Origin of the sequence: Streptomyces sp. Go-475, assembly GCF_003330845.1 — a bacterium.
Classification (GTDB): domain Bacteria; phylum Actinomycetota; class Actinomycetes; order Streptomycetales; family Streptomycetaceae; genus Streptomyces.
In genome coordinates this window covers 2,650,912-2,669,701 of record NZ_CP026121.1, presented here as the reverse complement: position 1 = coordinate 2,669,701, position 18,790 = coordinate 2,650,912, and the positions used below count along the sequence as shown (strand labels likewise).

16 protein-coding genes and 1 pseudogene are annotated in these 18,790 nt (G+C 72.6%); 8 read left to right on the top strand and 9 right to left on the bottom strand.

Translation table 11 applies throughout. The features are described 5' to 3' along the window. Positions 1-188: 188 nt before the first annotated feature. The 5 genes from C1703_RS12250 (at position 189) to C1703_RS12230 (ending at position 3,973) form a co-directional block, all read left to right on the top strand. A complete protein-coding gene (locus C1703_RS12250; protein ID WP_114252258.1) occupies positions 189-557 on the top strand; it encodes a hypothetical protein in 369 nt (122 codons plus the stop codon). Positions 558-952: 395 nt separating this feature from the next. Next, the gene (locus tag C1703_RS12245) at positions 953-1,237 is read left to right on the top strand and encodes a hypothetical protein (RefSeq protein ID WP_114252256.1); all 285 of its coding nucleotides are present in this window, start codon (positions 953-955) and stop codon (positions 1,235-1,237) included. Next, entirely contained in the window at positions 1,234-2,112 is an 879-nt protein-coding gene (locus C1703_RS12240; RefSeq protein WP_114252254.1) for a hypothetical protein, read from the top strand. Before C1703_RS12245 ends, C1703_RS12240 begins: the two co-directional genes overlap by 4 nt. A gap of 113 nt (positions 2,113-2,225) precedes the next feature. After that, complete coding sequence (locus C1703_RS12235) at positions 2,226-2,744, top strand: NUDIX hydrolase (RefSeq protein ID WP_114252252.1); 519 nt, start codon at positions 2,226-2,228, stop codon at positions 2,742-2,744. Then, positions 2,741-3,973, top strand: a complete 1,233-nt coding sequence (locus C1703_RS12230) for a serine hydrolase domain-containing protein (protein WP_232840461.1) — start codon at positions 2,741-2,743, stop codon at positions 3,971-3,973. The genes C1703_RS12235 and C1703_RS12230 overlap by 4 nt, the downstream gene beginning before the upstream one ends. 7 nt (positions 3,974-3,980) lie before the next feature. Here C1703_RS12230 and C1703_RS12225 read toward each other — a convergent pair whose 3' ends face one another. After that, positions 3,981-5,288 (bottom strand): erythromycin esterase family protein, encoded by a 1,308-nt coding sequence (locus tag C1703_RS12225; protein ID WP_232840460.1) that lies wholly within the window; start codon positions 5,286-5,288, stop codon positions 3,981-3,983. Between the two features lie 145 nt (positions 5,289-5,433). Continuing rightward, positions 5,434-5,987 (bottom strand): annotated as a pseudogene (locus C1703_RS12220) (GNAT family protein). A gap of 367 nt (positions 5,988-6,354) precedes the next feature. Here C1703_RS12220 and C1703_RS12215 point away from each other — a divergent pair. Beyond that, positions 6,355-6,888, top strand: a complete 534-nt coding sequence (locus C1703_RS12215) for a DUF6415 family natural product biosynthesis protein (RefSeq protein ID WP_157993102.1) — start codon at positions 6,355-6,357, stop codon at positions 6,886-6,888. Between the two features lie 87 nt (positions 6,889-6,975). Here the strand turns inward: C1703_RS12215 and C1703_RS12210 are convergent, their stop codons facing one another. From C1703_RS12210 to C1703_RS12195, 4 genes are all read right to left on the bottom strand, one after another. Next, positions 6,976-7,461: an excalibur calcium-binding domain-containing protein gene (locus C1703_RS12210; protein WP_114257385.1), complete on the bottom strand. Its 486-nt coding sequence runs from the start codon at positions 7,459-7,461 to the stop codon at positions 6,976-6,978. A gap of 109 nt (positions 7,462-7,570) precedes the next feature. Next, positions 7,571-8,728 (bottom strand): alkaline phosphatase PhoX, encoded by a 1,158-nt coding sequence (locus tag C1703_RS12205; RefSeq protein WP_114252246.1) that lies wholly within the window; start codon positions 8,726-8,728, stop codon positions 7,571-7,573. Positions 8,729-8,952: 224 nt separating this feature from the next. Next, positions 8,953-10,437 (bottom strand): HAMP domain-containing sensor histidine kinase, encoded by a 1,485-nt coding sequence (locus C1703_RS12200; RefSeq protein ID WP_114252245.1) that lies wholly within the window; start codon positions 10,435-10,437, stop codon positions 8,953-8,955. Beyond that, positions 10,434-11,264 carry a response regulator transcription factor gene (locus C1703_RS12195; RefSeq protein WP_114252243.1) on the bottom strand — a complete coding sequence of 277 codons (831 nt, stop codon included), beginning with the start codon at positions 11,262-11,264 and terminating at the stop codon, positions 10,434-10,436. The genes C1703_RS12200 and C1703_RS12195 overlap by 4 nt, the downstream gene beginning before the upstream one ends. Positions 11,265-11,480: 216 nt before the next feature. Between C1703_RS12195 and C1703_RS12190 the strand changes: the two genes are divergently transcribed. Both C1703_RS12190 and C1703_RS12185 read left to right on the top strand, forming a co-directional pair. After that, positions 11,481-12,086, top strand: a complete 606-nt coding sequence (locus C1703_RS12190; protein ID WP_114252241.1) for a carbonic anhydrase — start codon at positions 11,481-11,483, stop codon at positions 12,084-12,086. A 275-nt stretch (positions 12,087-12,361) separates the two neighbouring features. Then, positions 12,362-14,110: a SulP family inorganic anion transporter gene (locus tag C1703_RS12185; protein WP_114257384.1), complete on the top strand. Its 1,749-nt coding sequence runs from the start codon at positions 12,362-12,364 to the stop codon at positions 14,108-14,110. 52 nt (positions 14,111-14,162) lie between these two features. On the opposite strand, the gene C1703_RS12180 is transcribed toward C1703_RS12185, so the two are convergent. From C1703_RS12180 to C1703_RS12170, 3 genes are all read right to left on the bottom strand, one after another. Next, on the bottom strand, positions 14,163-15,122 hold the full coding sequence (locus C1703_RS12180; RefSeq protein ID WP_114252239.1) for a superoxide dismutase: 960 nt from the start codon (positions 15,120-15,122) through the stop codon (positions 14,163-14,165). Positions 15,123-15,248: 126 nt separating this feature from the next. After that, positions 15,249-16,130, bottom strand: a complete 882-nt coding sequence (locus C1703_RS12175) for a maleylpyruvate isomerase family mycothiol-dependent enzyme (RefSeq protein ID WP_114252237.1) — start codon at positions 16,128-16,130, stop codon at positions 15,249-15,251. A gap of 40 nt (positions 16,131-16,170) precedes the next feature. Beyond that, positions 16,171-18,723: an MFS transporter gene (locus C1703_RS12170; RefSeq protein WP_114252235.1), complete on the bottom strand. Its 2,553-nt coding sequence runs from the start codon at positions 18,721-18,723 to the stop codon at positions 16,171-16,173. Positions 18,724-18,790: the final 67 nt, after the last annotated feature.

The following is an 18,790-nucleotide window of genomic DNA, read 5'->3' as shown; positions in this document are numbered from 1 at the left end:
CGGAGCCGTCGGCGGTCCCCGACCCTCACCGATCGCGGCGGCTCCGGAGCACGGAGGAGAGCGGGGCGGCACCTTGTGCGGAGGTGCCGTCCCGTTCGCCGTGTCGTGCCCCCACCCCGCGCTCGCCGGGACACCGCGGGTGGATCCGGGGCGCCGCCCGGACGGGCCGGTGCATAAGATGTGCTCCCATGCCGAAGCCTGACGAGCTGATCGTTGACATCGCCGCCCGTGTGGAGTCCGGGCAGAGCAACCAGATGTCCCTGACCGTGGTAACCGGTGGTGCCGTCATCACCGGTCGCCTGGCTCCCGAAGCCGTGTGGCGGCAGCGGGTGTCGGAGGTGCTGACGGACTCCGCCCACCTGGGCGAGTTCTCCGCTGTTTTCGACGGCCCCGCGAAGAAGGACGGGCCGCCCACGCATCTGCACTTCCACGTCGCCCGCATCCTGCAGGGCACGATGGGCATCCCGGAGACGGGCGGGATGTACCGCGTCGCGATCGAGGACGTCACTGCCTGGACGGTGGGTGACTTCAGCTACTCCGACCAGCCCGCCCGCTGACCTGCTGGCGGGCACTCACCGCGTTCGAGGAACGGCGAGGCCCCCTCGCGGCAAAACGAGGGGGCCGATGAGTGCCGTGGTCTTCCGGACGCGGCAGACACGGCGGCGCAAACCCTGGTTCGCACCACACTGCCTATTGACGGGTCAAGCGAAGCCGAACGCAAGGCTGGAACCCGGAACTTTCCATTAAGAGTTCATGAGCTGGCGTGTTCTATCCGAACCGCTCCGTGATCGTTCCGCTTTGTCCTGAAGGGCTACCGATATCCCCTCCCCGTTCCGCATTCTGCTACTGGTGACCTAGCGTCAGCATGACGACGCAGCCGGCGACGGCAGCTGCCGTACGGCAACGCCGGGGGTCACCGACCGGACGCGACGCACGACGGAGGAACGCACCCGTGACCCCCAAAGGCAGACTTGCCATCATCGTCATCGGGCTGATCACCTTCACCGCCCTGGTGATCACACTGCTCGTCCTCGGGCAGCCCGCCACCGCCATCGGCCCGCTCATCCTGGTGATCGTGCTGGGTGTGCAACAGCTGCTCCAGACGCTGGAGGCGGGGAGCCGCCGGGACGGCGGGCCGCCCCGTCCCCCGACCGCGCTCCCGCCCACCACTCGCGCCGTGGAAGGCGGCGACCGCCCGGCCACCGAGGACGGCGACGACGACAAGAAGGCCGCATGAGCACCCTGACGGGCACCGGCGCGGGTTCCGGTAAGCCCGGGCCGGGCCTCGGGCCGATCGTCGAGAGCGCAGGCGCCGCCCACCGCGCCTGGCTCGAACCGATGCGCACCGCGTACTTCGCCAGCGGCCTGAGCACCGAGGAGATCTGCGAGAAGTCGCGGGGCGCCGAAGGCGTCAAGCGGCTGACCAGCAAAGGCAAGGTGTCCGAACTGCTGCGCGGAGCCGAGGAGTACCCCCGCTGGTACCGCGTCCACGCGCTGTACGAGGTGCTGGCACCGTCCGTACCGTTGGTCGCCATCAGGGAGAAGTGGACGGAGGGCGCCCTGGCGGCGGGCAGGTCCAGGGACTGGACCAGGAAGTGCTTCGCGGAGGTCAGGCGCGAGCCCGGCGCCGGCGACGAGAAGGGCGGCCGCGGTGTTCTGGCGAAGGGCCATGTGATCGCCGCCATCATCTCGGCGGTGCTCGCCTTGTGCGCTTCCATCGTGCCGAGCGTCTTCCTCTCGGAGTCGTCCGACGTCCCCGGGTGCCAGGACGGGGCAGTCTGCGGGACGGGGATGCCCGCCCCTCCGGACAACTCCCCCGGCTATCGGCGCTACCTGCGCATGCCGACCCCCTCCGACACCCGCGGCCTGCTCAAGGTCACGCCGTGGCGCGACATCCCGGTGTACTCCGCTGACGGCACCGAAAGCCCGTATTGGACCATGGAGGGCGAGACGTTCTTCGTCAGGTGCTCCACGCGCTCGGGATTCCTCGACGTCGCTGGAACACAGTGGGCGGTGTACTCAGCCGACGTGACCCTGGCCGAAGGCGCTTCCCCGAGTGACGTGGACGCCCTGCCGCGATGCGTGTCCCTCACGCCGCGACCGTCCCCGTGATCGTGTGCTGACAGCGCGTGCCCCGGACCCGCCGGTGACCATCGGCGGATCCGGCCGTTCCACCGGTTGGGCAGTTCACCGCGAGCTGCCCGGCCGAGGGAAGGAACACCACCGTGGAGACGACCGTGCCCGCCTCGAACGCGCCGCGTGTGCTGCCGCGTGCCGAGTGGGTCAAGACGCTGCCCCAGACCATCGTCGCGTCGTGCGTCCTGCTGCTCGACGCCGAGGACCGGATCCTGCTGCTGCGCTACGCCGAGGGCCAGCCCGGTGCCGGGATCTGGGGGCTGCCGGGCGGCATGCTCGACCAGGGGGAGGACCCCGTCACCGCCGCGCGCCGGGAGGTGTGCGAGGAGACCGGCATCGTGCTCGACCGCCCGCCCCGGTTCATCGGGTACGACCACCGGGCCGACGTGATGGGCACGGGCCCGGTGATCGACTTCTACTTCCACGGCGGACGCCTCCCGGCGGAGCTGGCCGTCCGGCGCAGTACCGAGCACGACGACCACGGCCTGTTCACCCTCGACGAGCTCGGGTCCACCGCGCTCATGCCCGCCCTGCCCGCCCTCACCGCCCTGCACACCGCAGCCCTGGCCGGGACCGTCGTATGCCTGCGGGAAGGGCGGCCCCAGTGACGGCGCCGCGCTTGCTGACGGCGCCGAGTGTGCTGACCGCGCCGCGGCTCCTGGCGGTGGTCGTCGCCGCGTCCCTCACGGCCTCCCTCGCCGTGACCACCCCGGCGGCCGGTGCCACACCCCCGGCCCCCCTCACGCCGGAGCGGCTGCGGCACGAGGCCGCCGCCGTCCTGCGCACCGCCCAGGGCGTCAGCCTGCACATCCGGGTGCGCGACGGGCGGCACGTCGCCGAAGCCGGGGTCGGGGAGGCCGTCGCGGGCACCGGCCGGCCCGTGCCGGACGACCCGCACGTCCGGGCCGCCAGCGTCACCAAGTCCCTCGTGGCCGCGACCGTCCTCCAACTGGCCGCCGAGCGGCGCCTGTCCCTGCGCGACACGGTGGAGCACTGGCTCCCCGGCCGCGTCCGGGGCCACGGCAACGACGGCAGCCGCATCACCGTCCGGCACCTGCTCCAGCACACCAGCGGCCTGTACGACCCCGACTCCACCGAGCTGACGGGGAAGACCGCCCCGGACTTCGAGCGCCGGCGCTTCGACCGCGTCGACCCCGAGCGCCTGGTCGACGCCGCGCTGCGGCACCCCCCGGACTTCCCCCCTGCCGACCCGGACGACCCGGAGCCCCGCTGGAGCTACTCGAACACCGGCTACCACCTCCTGGGCGCCGTCATCGAGAAGGTCACGGGACGCCCCTGGGCCGAGGAGGTGCACGAGCGGATCGTCCGCCGGCTGGGCCTGCACGGCACGCGCGTCCCCGGGGACGACCCGTACCTGCCCGAGCCCCACGCCCGCACGTACCACCGATTCGCCGGGTCCGACGACTACACCGACACCACCGCCCGCAACATGGCATGGGCGGGCCCGGCCGGCTCGCTGGTCTCCACACCCCGCGACCTGGACCGGTTCTTCACGGCCCTGCTCACCGGCGGCCTCCTCCCGCCCCGCGAACTCGCCGCGATGCGCACCACCGTCCCCGTCAACGAGGACCACCAGCAGTACACGCCGGGGATGCGCTACGGCCTCGGCGTGCAGGAACAGCCGCTGGCGTGCGGCGGCAGCCGCTGGGGCCATCACGGCGACCTGGAAGGCACCTTCGTCAGAACGGGCTTCACCGCCGACGGCGAGCGGTCCGTCGTCGTCACGGTCAACGGACGGACCACCGACGAGACGCGGCTCCTCCGCACCGAGAAGGCCCTCCAAGGGCTCATCGACAAGATGCTCTGCGGGCGGTGACGGCCGTTCAGGACAGCAGGTCCACGGCCCGCACCCGGTCCTGGTGGATCAGGACGTCGAAGCAGCGGCCCAGCGCGATGTCGAACCAGTTCCGCTCCTCCGGGTAGGCGGTGCCGACACTGCGCGTGGGCCGGGCCTCGGCCAGCCAGCGGCGGGCCGGGCCCGGGGCGGTGCGCAGGTCCATGACGAAGCGGTCGTACCGTACCCGGTCCAGCGTGTGCTCGTTGCTGCCGGGCCGGGCGGGGCTGACCGTGTGAGTGAGCATGTGCACCTCCTCCGGGTCGGTGGCCTTGAACGAGCCGCGGCCGAAGGTGAGCCCGACGCTCACGTAGCCGTCGCCGAGCCGGTCCCGCAGGAACGCCCCCTGCGTCCTGGGCAGGACCCGCGGGTCCTCGGGTTCGTAGCCGATGTGGTTGTTGTGACCCGCCAGCAGGATCCGGTGCCCGGTGTGCCGGTGCCACCAGACGATGTTGTCCGCCATGACGTCGTCCCGCCAGCGCATGGCCTCGGCGACCTGCCGCGGGTCGTCGAAGTCGAAGCCGTAGCCGGTGGCCGTCTGGTCGATCACCGTGGCGTGGCGCAGCACTTCGGCGAACTCCCGCCGCCCGGCCTCACCGCGCGGCTCCAGCGTCTCCAGCAGTTCCAGGGCGCGGCCGGTCCGTGCGGCCATGTCCTGCCGCTCGGCCGGCGGGCGGGTGAAGTAGGCCTTCTGGTACTCGCCGGAGGGGACGGCCGGCCGCAGCCCCCGGTACAGCGCGTCGAACCGCGCCGAGAGCTCCGGGCGGACCCGGGCGACGTACTCCGTGACCCGGTCGTACAGCTCCGGGCCGGTGTAGCCCCAGTCGTCCCCCATGAAGCGGACCGGGTCGTGCGGATGCCGGCGGTTGTGCTCCCGCATCCACTCCACGAGTTGGAGGTTCTCGGCGGTGGGGTTCAGCGCGTAGGTGTACTGGAAGTCCTCCCGCATGATCCGCTCCGGGTCGCCCCTGCCGTGCACGACGTAGTCGTCGAGGCGTACGCCGGTGCTCCAGGCCGTCTCCAGGGCGAAGGTCCGGAAGCCCCGCCGCTCCACCAGGTACCGGAAGACCCGGTCCTTCATGGCGAGGAACTCGTGCGAGCCGTGCGTCGCCTCGCCCATCCCCACCACGACCGCGTCCCCGACGGCTCTGCCGACCGGCCCCAGATCCCTCACGCCCCCGCCGGGCTCGGCGGTACGCAACGGACTCGCGACCCGCTCCAGCACCGGCACGACCGGGTCACCCGTCGCCCGGGGAGCGGCGGTGGCGGAAGGGGCCGGGGCGAGGAGGATCAACACGAGGACGGCTAAGGTCCAGGGGCGCAGGCAGGACATGTCCGCATACGTGCCCGAAGTCCTGCCTTTCCGAACCCGCCCACACCTGAACGGGTCGCGAGATCCGACGGGGCGACTCCGTCCTCGGGCGCCGACCGCACCCGACGGATCAGAGATTCTGTTCAGCCCACTCGCGATCGAGGATGGCGTGCACGATGGAGTCACGCCATGCGCCGGCCTTGTGGACGTGTTCGCGGATACGGCCTTCTTCCACCATTCCGGCCCGGGCCATCGTCTTGGCGGAGGCCTCGTTGGCCGGGGACCGCGCGCCCCAGATGCGGTGCAAGCCGAGTTTTTCAAAGCCGAGACCGAGCATCAGCCGCACGGTTTCGACCCCGTGACCCGAGCCCCAGGACGAGGGCCGCAGAGCGAAACCCATGGTGGCTCCGCGCGGCTGGGGGGGTCCAGGGCCAGACGGCCAAAGCCGATCAGCTCCCCGCTGACGCGTTGGGTGACAGCCAGCGCGTACTCCGTTCGCGGGTCGGTTGTCGCCGCCTTGATGGACCGGGCCACGATCTGCTGGACCTGGTCGAGGGTGCGCGGCTCGAACGAAAGGTGCTCGGTTGCCCGCTCACTGCCGTAGATGGCGAACACGGCGTCGGCGTCGCCCTCCTGGAACTCGCGCAACTCCAGGCGTTGGCTGAGGCGGTGGACCGGATACATGCTTCGGACTCTACTGAGAGCCCACTCAGCACACCGAGTACGGCGAGGCGGCCGCCCGCAGGAACCTCACACGAGACCGGCCTCGCCCCCTACTCTGGCTGTGACGATGCTGCCAGGCACTCGAATGGGTGAGAACGGTGCTGTTCGAGCCGCGCGCCCCGGGCCGGCACCGCCGTACCCCCGCCCTAGCGACACGCGCCGTGCTCTCCACGTCCTCTCCCATGCCCTCTCCTCGGCCGTCGCCCGACGTCCGGGGCGCGCGGGTCATGACCGCGCGCGGCCACCGCCGGAAACCGCAGGCGCCCCCACTGTGGGAGGACACAGGCGTCCTCGTCCGGCCCTACGTGGCGCTCCTGGGTGAGGGCGTGTGCGCGGGCGCCCAGGCAAGCTCGTGGAGGGCCGGCCGGTGAACGCCACCCGCTCCGAGACCGACGTGCGCGTACCCGGCATGACCGCGATGCGCGCCCAGGCGAGCTGGTTCCTGGACCAGCGTACGTTGCCGCGCCACCAGGCCACGCAGCTCATGGCGAAGGACCTCCGCGAGTTCCTGGAGCACCTGATCGCGCAGATCGAGCTGCTCGCCGCCAAGCGCTCCAAGGACGACGTACCGACGAACGTGGCGCTGGCCTGCGTTGCCGAGGCAAGGCGTCGCATGGAGGAGCCCGAGGCCGAAGGTCTGTGCGGCGAGGTGGAACGCGTGAAGTCGCTGGCCCGGTCGGTCGTCTCCCTGTGCGACCACCACGACACGCTCACCGGAACCACCGTGTGCCTGCTCTGTGGCCACGTCATCGGCGACGAAGCATGGGTGCCGTTCCAGTGGGCGTGCCCCTCGGGAGCGGGTCTCGAATCGGGGCGGGTCCATCAGGACTGCGCACCCGCGGTGAGCCGCTCCGGCCGCTGACGGCCCGCCCCAATGGGAGGATCGCAGGCCTCCGGTGGGACGAGTCCCACGACATGCGCTTGTGTTCTTCCCGCCGGTCGGGACGGCTCAGGTGTCGCAGGCGACCCCGTCGTTGTCCCGGTCCAGGTGGGAGGCGTATCCGGGTTCGCCGCGGTGGATGGGGGCGGCGCCGGCGGCGCGGACGGCGCTGCAGTTGGCGTAGTAGACGTCCTCGTCGCCCGACCCGCCGTCGTCGGATCCTCCGCCCGCCGCCGGCCGGGCGGTGACCGTGGTGGTGACCCGTACGGTCTTGGTGGCCGTGACGGTGGGCGCGGGTTCCGGCTCCTCCGCGAGCGGTGTCGCGGTCGCGGTGGCGGTGGTCGTCGCCGTGACGGTGACGGTCGGCTGCGGTCCGGCGGCCGCGGGCTTCGCGTCCGTGCCGGTCTCGCCGCCACCGGCGCCGATACCGGCGCCGAGGAACAGGGCCAGGGCGAGCGCCGGCAGCACGTAACGCTTGCGCGCCCAGCGGGGCGCCGGGCGCGGGGGCTGAGGTGCGGGCGGCCCGGGATACGGGTTGGTGTACGGATCGGCCATGGTCATCCCCCCAGAGGTGGTACGTGAGGGGATGACCGTAGGACCGGGCGGCCCGGCATGGGGGACGGGTGACCATTTTGTGATGGTCGCGTGAAGCCGGGCTGATGGGTCAGGCCCGGAACGGCCCCTTCACCTCGTAGGTGATGCCGCCCGAGGAGCTGCCGCTCGTGCCTCGCTGGCTGGAGAAGTAGAGGCGGGTGCCGTCGGGGGAGAAGGCGGGGCCGGTGATCTCCGAGGCGGACTGGCCGTCGATGCGGAGGAAGGGGGCGACGACGTCGTCGGGGGTGATCACGCAGATGTCCATCGTGCCGCCGTCCTCGGCTACGAAGAGGTCGCCGGAGGCCGAGCCGGTGACGTTGTCGACACCCGTGAGGGGCGCCGTGCCGCTCCTCACCAGGGAGTCGTCGTAGGCGAGTTCGATGGTCTGGGCGGCGGCGTCGTACTGCCAGACGCGGTTGTCGCCCTTGGTGGTGAACCAGCAGGTGTCGTTCGCGTAGTAGCAGCCCTCACCGCCGTTGAAGCGCTTGGCTCCGGAGACCTGGTTGCGGGTGGCGGTCGCGCCGGAGGGGTCGGGGACCCTCGCCCAGGTGACCGGGCCGCTCGTGCCGCTGCCCGCCACCATGACCTCCAGTGTGCCGGCGGAGAGGTCGCCCCACGTCGTCGGACGGAAGCGGTAGAAGCAGCCGTCCGTCACGTCCTCCGTCATGTAGACGACCTGGCGGACCGGATCGGCCGCGGCCGCCTCGTGCTTGAAGCGGCCCATCGCGTCACGGCGGACGGACGCCTTGACGCCCCACGGGTCGGTCTCGAAGACGTAGCCGCGGTCGACCTCCTCGCAGGACAGCCAGGTGTTCCATGGGGTCTTGCCGCCCGCGCAGTTGGTGCGGGTGTTGGACAGGATGCGGTACGCGCCGGTGATCGCGCCCGTCGACGAGAACCGCACCGCGCTCGCCCCGCCGCCGGGGTTGATCTCCGAGTTCGAGACGTAGATCCAGCCCGTGCCGTCGGCGTAACAGGCGCCGCCGTCCGGGGCGTTGTGCCAGGTGTACGACGTGGTCCCGACCCGCTGGCCCGAACGGGCGATCACCCGGCTCGTGAAGCCGCTGGGGAGTCTGATGCCGTTGGCGTCCGGGGAGCCCAGCGGCCCGTAGGGGCCGGTGCCGGGCTGGGCCGGGGCCGCGTACGCGGCGCCGCGCCACAGGGTTCCGCCCAGCGCGGCCGAGGCGCCGCCGAGGACGGCCGCACGCAGGAGGCTACGACGTTCCACTCTCACTCCAAGAGGTGCCGTACCGGCCTGCCGCCGGTCGACGGCAGGGTCGTGCGTGGGGGGAGGCGGAGAGGACGCTAGAGGTGCGGGATTGACGGAGCATGGACAACCAGTGGCCGGCGGGCGGCATGCGGTGAGCCGCCTGTGGGTGCCCAGGTGCCCAGGTGCCCAGGGTGCGCGGTGCCCAGGGTGCCCGGCGCCCAGGGCGCCCGATGGACGGCGGCCTACGCGGGCAGCGCCGGTGCCTCCCGCCGGGGCCTCCTCGGCCGGTCCCCGTCCGGCCCCTGCGCCTCTCCCGGCGGGCGCGCCGACGGCAGCCGGATCACGACGTCCAGGCCGCCCGTCGCCGCCGCGCGCAGGGACGCCTCGCCGCCGCTGGCGTGGGCGAGGCGCTGCACCAGGGCGAGGCCGAGGCCCGTGCCGCCCTTGGGGGCGCCCGGGGCGCGCCAGAAGCGGTCGAACGCGCGGGCCCGCTGCTCCTCCGTCATGCCGGGCCCCTCGTCGGTGACGTGCAGGTCGACCCAGCGGGGACGGCTGTCGCGCAACGCCCGCCGGGACGGGGCCCGCAGCCGCAGCTCGATCGTGACGGTGCTGCCCGCCGGGGACGCCCGCAGGGCGTTGGAGAGCAGGTTGTCCATGATCTGCTCGACGGCTCCCGGCACCGCGAGCACCGGGCCGACGCTCCCGCCGAAGAGCACGAGGGAGACGTCCTCCCGCGCGAACAGGGGCTGCCAGGTGCGGTGCCGTTCGGCGCAGACCGCGCCCAGGTCGACGGTCGCCGGGATGGCCGCGTGCTCCTCCAGCCGGGCCATCGCCAGCAGGTGCTCGACCATCCGGGCGAGCCGGTCCGTCTCCGTGACGGCCGCGGTGAGGCTGCCCCGGGCGCGGGCGGCGACGTCCGGCTCCAGGTTCTCCAGACGCAGCCGCAGCGCCGCGAGCGGCGTCTTCAGCTGGTGCGAGGCCTCGCCCGCGAACGCCCGCTGGGAGGCGAGCAGATGGGCGAGCCGGGCCGCGGTGCGGTTGAACGCGGCGGCCAGGCTGCGTACTTCCGGCGGGCCCCTCGTGATCGTCACCGGCGCGAAACGGCCACCGTCGGCCAGGTCGTGCGTGGCCTGCTCCAGTTCGCGGATCGGGCGGCCCGCCCAGCGGGCGAAGGCGAAGCCGAGCACGGCGACCGCCGCCAGTACCGCCGCCCCGCCCAGCGCCAGCAGCAGCCACACGTGGTGCACCCGCTCGTGCACCGTCCGCGTGGGCACCGTCAGCCACACCGCGCCCACCGGCCGCGCCTCCTGACCGACCGGCGCGGCCACCGACAGGTACTCGACCCCGCCGATGGTGGACGTACGGACGTCCACCGTCGAGGTGCCGCGCAGCGCCGCCGCGATGCCGGGCCGGGCGGCCAGGCCGCCGGACACCCCGGCGTCCAAGGGATGCGAGGTGGCGAGCGGAGCCCCCGTGGCGTCGACGATCACCACCTTGCCACCGATCCGCTGCGCGCAGTGCGCCGCCCGCGCGGGCAGGTCCCGCTCGGCCCGCCCCGCCGCGAGCGACAGCGCGGCGTACGCCGAGACCGACTCCGCTTCGTCCTTCGCCGCGTTGACCACCCGCTCCCGCTCGCCGCGCGAGTACACGAAGCCCAGCGGGATCTCCAGGCAGAGCAGCACCAGCGCGGCGAGGCTGAGGTAGCTGAGCAGCAGCCGGCGGGTCATGGAGACGCCACCCGCGCCGCGCCCGGCCCCGTGTGCACCGCCAGCCGGAAACCGACGCCCCGCAGGGTCCGGATCCACGCCGGGTGGCCCAGCTTGCGGCGCAGCGCGGCCACGTGGACGTCCAGCGTCTTCGTGGGGCCGTCGTAGTGCGGGTCCCAGACGCGGTCGAGGATCTGCTGGCGCGAGTAGACCGCCCCCGGGTCCTCGCTGAGGAGCGCCAGCAGGTCGAACTCCTTGGGCGTGAGCGGGACGGGGGCGTCGCCGACCCAGACCTGCCGGGTACGGCGGTCCACGACGAGCGGGCCCGGGTCGTGCGGAGGGTCGGGGGCCGGGTCGTACGACGGTGTGACAGGGGGGTCGGCTGCTGTGGCCGACGATGTGGCAGGTGTGGTCACCTGTGTGGTGGCCTGTGCGGTCTGTATGGCCTGTGTGGTCGGTGTGTCCGGTGGCCCCGGGAACGTCTGCTGGGTGCGTTGTGTGCGGCGGGTCACCGCCCGGACGCGGGCCACCAACTCCCGCACGCTGAAAGGTTTCGCCAGGTAGTCGTCGGCGCCCAGCTCCAGGCCCAGCACGCGGTCCGCCTCCTCGCCGCGCGCGCTGAGGATGACGATGGGCACGTCCGAGACCTGGCGGATGCCCCGGCAGACGTCGATGCCGTCCATGTCGGGCAGTCCCAGGTCGAGCAGGACGACGTCGTGGTACGGGCCTCTCAGGCCGTCCGTGCCGGTGGCGACGTGGTCGACCGTCAGCCCGAAGTGGCCGAGCCCTTCGGTGAGCGGCTCGGCGATCGTCTCGTCGTCCTCGATGAGCAGTACTCGTATGCCCATACGTCCTGTCTCTCCGTGAGCCGGCATGAATCCGGGCAGCGTGAATTCGCATTCGCTGCCGCGGAGTTCACACGCTACAAGATGAGCGATCGTATGGGTATCCGGACAAAGAATGTTCAATTCCTGGCCGGGCTCTGGGGTTTGCTTAACCTTCCTCTGTAGGTCGGCCCTCTACGGTGATGGGAACAGGAGGAAACCGCAGCTCAGGAGGCGGAGTTGAAGACACTGCTGGACCGCGCCCGTACGTTCAGGAAGAGCGTCGATTTCGACAGCGGCGCATATCGGAAACTGGCCGAGGGGCAATATCCCGAGGCGTTGTTCATTACCTGCTCGGATTCGCGGGTCATACCCGCCCTCATCACGGGTGCACGGCCCGGGGAAATATTCGAGCTACGGAACGCGGGAAATATCGTGCCGCCCTACGGACGGCCCGGGGCCTCCGGAGAGGCGGCCACCATCGAGTACGCACTGGAGGTGCTCGGGGTTCAGGACATCGTGGTGTGCGGTCACTCACACTGCGGCGCGATGGGCGCGCTGAAGTCCGGCGACGACCTGTCCGCACTGCCCGGCGTGGACGCCTGGCTGCGCATCGCCCGCCCGGAGCTGACCACCGTCCTCGACACCGCGCCGGACGACCCGTCACTGCCGGAGGTCTCCCAGAGCAACGTCGTCAACCAGCTGGCGGCACTGCGCAGTTACCCGGTGGTCAGGCAGCGCCTCGACTCGGGCAGGCTGCGGCTGCACGGCTGGTACTACGAGGTCGACACGGGGTTCGTCCACGAACTCGGCGACGACGGCGGCTTCCGGGTGCACGCCGCGTGAGCGGGGCGCATGCGCGGGGGCGGGGCCGGGGCGGTACGGCCGGGGGACGGCCGGCCGGTCCGCCGACCGGACCGCGGGGCGGGGCCCGGGAGTGGGGGGCGGGTGCCGCCGGGGGTGGTGCGCTCGGTGGGGCGGGGGTCGGTACCGGTGGAGTCGGTGGGGCGGGGGTCGGTACCGGTGGAGTCGGTGCGGCGGGGGTCGGTACCGGTGGAGTCGGTGCGGCGGGGGCCGGTACCGGTGGCGTCGGTGGTGTGCTGGCGGGTCTGGTCCGCGGTGTGCGTCGCCGTGCCGACGGCGCTGGTGCCGGCGGCGGTGAGGGCGGCGGCACCGGCGGCAAGGGTGGGGCGCGAGGGGATCTCGCGACCGACGTCACCGCCTCGCTCGTCGTCTTCCTCGTCGCCCTGCCGCTGTGCATCGGTGTCGCCGTCGCCTCCGGGGTGCCCGCCGAGCTCGGGATCATCTCCGGGGTGGTCGGCGGCCTCGTCGTCGGTGCCGTCAGGGGCAGCACGCTCCAGGTCAGCGGACCGGCCGCCGGACTCGCCGCGCTGGTCGCGGAGACCGTCGCCGAGGTCGGCGTGGCCATGCTCGGCGTCATCGTGCTGTTCGCCGGCCTCCTCCAGATCGTCCTGGGACTGGTGCGCCTCGGCCGGATGTTCCAGGCCATCTCGGTCGCCGTCGTGCAGGGCATGCTGGCCGGCATCGGGGTGCCGCTGATGTTCAGCCAGGCCTATCCGATGGCCGACGCCAAGGCCCCCGGCACCCCGATCGAGAACATGGCCGGGATCCCCGGGCTGCTGGCCGACATCCTGACCGACCCGCAGGCGATGATCGCCACCCTGCTCGGCGTCGTCACGATCGTGCTCAGCTTCGTGTGGAAGAAGGTGCCGGGACCGGCCGGGAAGATGCCCGCCGCGCTGGTGGCCGTCGGCATCGGCATGGTCGTCGCCGCGCTGCCCGGCATGGACGTCAAGACGCTCCAGGTGGGCAACCTGCTGGCGTCCGTGCAGGTGCCGGGGGCGGAGCAGTTCGCCCGGCTCACGGACGGGGCGGTCATCACCGCCATCCTCACCTTCACGGTCATCGCGTCCGCCGAGAGCCTGTTCACGGCCGCCGCCGTGGACCGCATGCACAGCGGCCCGCGCACCCGCTACAACACCGAGCTGATCGCCCAGGGCGCCGGGAACACCGTCGCGGGCATCCTCGGCGCGCTCCCCGTCACGGCGGTCGTGGCGCGCAGTTCGGCGAACGTCCAGGCCGGTGCCAAGACCCGGCTCTCGCGCACCCTGCACGGCCTGTGGCTGCTCGCGTTCGCGCTGCTGCTGCCGCAGGTGCTCGCCCTGATCCCGATCTCGGTGCTCGCCGGTGTCCTCGTGCACAGCGGCTGGAAGCTGTTCGGGCCCGCGGAGTTCCCGAAGATGTGGCGGCAGGACAAGGGCGAGTTCGCGGTGATGACGACGACGACGCTGGTCATCGTGGCGACCGCGCTCCTGGAGGGCGTGCTGTTCGGGCTCGCCGCGGGGATCGTGCTGGCCGCGCTGCGCATGTCCCAGACCGTGGTCCGCCGGGACGTCGAGGAGGACACGGCCAAGGTCGTCATGGCGGGCAACGCCACGTTCCTGCGGCTGCCGAAGGTGATCGAGGCGCTGGAGGCCGCCGCCGCGTCCGGGAAGCCGAGGATCCGGCTCGACCTGACCGGCGTGACCCACCTGGACCACGCCTGCCGCAGCCAGGTCGAGGAGTTCACCGCGCAGCAGCGGGGGCTGGGGCTGCGGGTGGAACTGCTGATGCCGGGGGAGGCGAAACCGGCCGTCACCGGTGCCGGGCCCGTCCACGAAGGCCCGGCCCCGGGGCCGCTGCCCAGGCGCCCGGTCGCGGCGGCCGCGGCGTGGGAACCGGCGGAAGCGGTCGAGCCCGCGGAAACGGTGGCACCGTCGCCCTGGCCCACCGCCGACGCCGAGTGGTTCTACCTCGACACACGGCCCCTCCCGGAGGAGCGGGCGTCCCACTCGCCCTTCGTGGGCTGACGGGCGGACCCTCGTCCCGGCCACCGACGGCGAGCCGCCGGCTCCACGCCGTCTACAGGGGCACGGCCACCGCGTTGAACGTCGTCTGGGGCGTCTGCGGGCTGGTGAAGCGGGCGTTGACCAAGTACAGGCGGTTGCCGAAGCGGGCGGCGGTGGCGGGGACGTCGAAGCGGGGGTCGGTGATCGTCCTGCGCAGGGTCGCCGTGGTGGCCTCCTGGTCGAGGTCCCAGACGGTGATCTTGTTCAGGCGGTTCTGGACGACGTACAGGGTGCGGCCCAGACGGACCAGGCCGTCGCCGTTGGTCACGTCGGTCCCGCCCCGCAGCGCGATCCTCGTCGCGCGGCCGGTCCTGAGGGAGACGTTGTACAGCTGCCCGGCGTTGACGACGACCAGACCGCGGCCGTCGGGGGTGGCGACCAGGCCGTTGGCGCTGTTCGTCCCGGCCGGCGCCTGCACCCACTCGCCGGTGAGCGGGAGGGCCCGGACCTCGCCCTCGCGGCCGCGCGGGACGCCGTGGAGGACCGCGTCGCGGGAGTCGGTGAACCAGGCGCGGTCCCGGTGCAGGACGACGTCGTTGATGAAGGACGCGGTGTTCCGGGTGAGCCGGTAGGTGGTGAGCGGTTCGCCGCTGCGCGAGTCGACGATCCGCGCGGTTCCCCCGGCGCCACCGGCCACGTAGAGCAGGCCGTCGCCGTCCAGCTTCAGCCCGATGGAGGCGAGGCCGGGCGCGCCCTCGTGCAGGACCCGGCCCTTGCCGGTGCGCAGGTCGGTGCGGTAGACGGCCCCGTCGGCGCGGGAGCCCATGTAGGCGTACGGCCTGCTGCCTATGGTGATGCCCTCGGGGAGCCAGCCGTCGGGCAGCGGGAACTCGGTGGGCCAGGCGGTGCCGGGGGCGGCCGGTGGGGTGCTGGGAGCGGCCTGCGCGGTGCCGGTGCCGGCGGCCACCGCGAGCGCGGCGACGGCCCCGCCGAGCACGGTGCGCCGGGACGGCCGGGAGTGGTTCCGGGTCATGGTCGGGCCTTTCGTGACAGGTGGGGGAGTGACGCGACGCACCCGATGAAACGCCAAGTGGCCCGAGCGGCGCGCCGAGTTGGCGAACCCGACAGGAACTCGACAGGGCGCGGCGGCCCGTCCCGGTCAGTACACGATGGACACGATCCGGCACACCGCCTCGGCGAGCCGCCGCTCGCCCTCGACGCGGGCCCGGGCGAGGGCGGCGGCCGGCTCGATGCCGCGCGTGCACAGCCGCCAGGCCGTCTCCGCGTCCAGCTGCACGGCACAGGCGGGCCGCCCCTCCGGCCCATCGACGCCCAGGGACCAGCCCCCCGCCAGGCCTGCCTCGCCGGCAACCGCCGTTACCGCCGTTACCGCCGTCACGGTCCAGCTTCCCCCTCCCGGCCCGGTGACCGTCACCTCCACCTGCGTGCCGCCCGGCGCCTCGGTGTCGCGCAGGGTGTGCGGCAGGGCCCGCATGAAGGTGTCCAGGACCACGGACAGGGCCCGCGGCTCGGGGTCGGTGTCCAGTCCGACGGCGTGCCGGATCTGCTGCCGGTGCGTCCAGTACTCGGTGAACTCCCGGGCGCAGTCGAGCCACAGGGGCGCCGGGTCGGCCCCGGCCCAGGACACGCCGAGCGACGGCGCGTCCGGGTCGGCGGCGGCGAAGCGGTCCGCCAGTTCGGCACCGGCTCGCTCCAGGGCGTCGACGAGCGCGGCGGGTTCCGTGTCCCGGTGGCGCTCGACCCACTCCTGGTTGGCGCGGTGGATGAACGCCTCCAGGGTCTCACCGGGCGCGAAGGGCCCCGGATCACGATGGCCGAGGCGGGCGGCGCAGTCGCCGAGCACGTGCGCGGTGACGTCGTGGACGGTCCACCCCGGCACGGCGACCCGCGCCCACTCCGCCGGCCCCAGCCCCCGCAACAACCCGAGCAGGGCCTCCAGTTCCGGACGGAACAGCGCGCGGGCGTCGATCGAAGGGCCCAGCCAGGAGAGCCCGGACCAGTCGTTCGGCTGTGTGACCATGCGCCCAGCCTGCCAGGCGCGGGCCCGCCGGGGTGCTCCGTCACTCGGCCGGGTGGGACAGTTCCACGTCATGGCCGTCGACGCCGCGGCCGCTCACCGTCAGCGCCGTGGCCACCGGGGAGTAGCCGGTCGCGATGACCGTGTACTCGCCGCTGTCCAGGTCGGTGAAGGCGTAGGCGCCGTCCGCCGCCGTGACGGCCGTGCCGACCACGTTGCCCGCCGCGTCCACCAGCGTCACCCGGGCGTCCGCGAGCGGGCCGTGCGGGGCCCGGACGACGCCCTGGAGGTGGGCGCCGAAGTCGAGGTCGACCTCGATGCGGGTGGCCCCGCTGGCGCCGATCTCGACCGGCAGGGCGCGCGGGCGGAAACCGGCGGCGTTCACCGCGACGGTCACCGTCCCCGGCACCAGTTCCCCGAACGAGAACTCGCCCTGCTCGCCGGTGACCTGAGTGGCCAGCAGGTCACCGCGGACGTCGGTCACGATCACCATCGCGTCCCGCACGGGCAGCGAGGTCTCGGCGGCCCGCACGGCACCGCTCAGCCCGCTGGTGCCGCTGAGCAGGATGTCGTACGCCACCGGATCGTCGTGCACGACGACCGTCGAGGCCTGCGGCTGGAAGCCGTCGGCGGAGGCGATCAGGACGTACGAACCCGTGGCCGGCGCGGTCACCGCGTAGGCGCCGTCGGCCCGGGCGACCGCGCGGCCCAACTGCCGTCCGGCGAGGGAGATCAGTGTGACGGCTGCCCGCGGGACCGGGGCGTTGCCCGTGCCGCGGACGAAGCCGCGCACCGGGATTCCGCCGCCGGACGGTTCCGCCTCGGAGTGGGCCGGCGCGGGCGTCTGCGCGGCGGCCGGGGTCTTCCCGGCCGGGGTCTTCACGACATCGACCGGTGTCTTCTCGACGGGAACCGCCGAGCCCTCCTCGGCGGCGCGGGCCTGGAGCCCGGACACCTGGCGCAGCGGTACCTCCTTGATGAACAGGACCAGCAGGAAGCCCAGCACCATCACGGCCGCGGCGGTCAGGAACACCACGTGCATCGAGTCGGCGAAGCCCATCTTGAACGGCACGGCGAGCCGCGGGTCGAGCTTCTGGATGAACGACGAGTCGCTGAGCACCTGGTCGGTGCCGGAGGACCCGTGCCCCTGCACCAGGGCCAGCACCGGCCGGTTCGCCGGGTCGGCACGCACCGCCGGGTCGCGCAGCGCCGCCCGGAAGGAGGCGGTGTGGGCGACCGAGGTGAAGGCGTCCGCGATCTTCCCGGGAACGTGGGTGAACAGCAGGGTGGTGAACACGGCCGTGCCGGCCGTGCCGCCCATCTGCCGGAAGAACGTGGACGAGGCGCTCGCCACTCCCATGTCCCGCGGCGGCACCGCGTTCTGCATGGCCAGCACCAGCGTCTGCATGCAGCAGCCGAGCCCCAGGCCCAGGACGAGCATGTAGGCCATCGTCTGCCGCAGCGGCGTGTCCCAGTCCACCCGTAGGGCGAACAGCAGGAGCGCGACGATCATCAGCGCGGTGCCGACGATCGGCAGGAACTTGTACTTCCCCGTCCTGGAGGTGACCTGGCCGGAGACGATCGAGGCGCCCATCATGCCGACGACCAGCGGCAGCATCTGCAGGCCCGAGGTGGTCGGGGTGGCTCCCTTCACGATCTGCAGGTACTGCGGGATCATCATCATCCCGCCGAACATGCCCATGCCGACGATCAGCAGCACCACGCTGACCAGGCTGAACATCCCGCTGCGGAACAGCCGGACCGGGATCAGCGCGTCGTCGCCGACCCGTCGCTCCACGAGGACCCACAGCAGCAGGCCGACCGCCGCGACCGCGTAGCACGCCACGGACTTCGTCGACCCCCAGCCCCAGTCGCGGCCCTGCTCTGCCACCAGCAGCAGCGGCACCACGCCCAGCGCGATGGTCACCGCGCCCCAGACGTCGATCCGCCGGTCGAGCCGGGTGTGCGGCACGTTGAGCACCTTGGCGACCACGGCCAGCGCGAGCAGGCCGACCGGCACGTTCACCAGGAACACCCAGCGCCAGCCGGCGATGCCCAGGATGCTGTCCCGGCCGGACAGGAAACCGCCGATGAGCGGGCCGAGCACACTGGAGGTGGCGAAGGTGGCCAGCAGATACCCCTGGTAGCGGGCGCGTTCCCGCGGCGGCACGATGTCGCCGATGATCGCCAGCACCAGCGACATCAGGCCGCCCGCGCCGAGCCCCTGGAACGCCCGGAACCAGGCCAGTTCGGTCATCGACGTGGCGAACGAGCAGGCCGCCGACCCCACCACGAAGATGCTGATCGCGGTCAGGAAGTAGGGCTTGCGGCCGTGCAGGTCCGACAGCTTGCCGTACAGCGGTGTGGTGATCGTCGAGGTGATCAGATACGCCGTGGTCGCCCACGCCTGCTGGCTCAGGCCGTGCAGGTCGTCGGAGATCGTGCGGATCGCGGTGCTGACGATCGTCTGGTCCAGGGCGGCCAGGAACATGCCCAGCAGCAGACCGCTGAGGATGGTCAGGATCTGCCGGTGGGTCAGCCCGCCGGGCGGGGATGCCGGGGCCGCCTCCTCGGGTACGGCTGCGGTTTCGGTCATTCCGCAACCCTAGAAGGGGATTACTTGCCCTTAGCAATTCAATGCCCCAAGCAACCGTAAAGCTTCG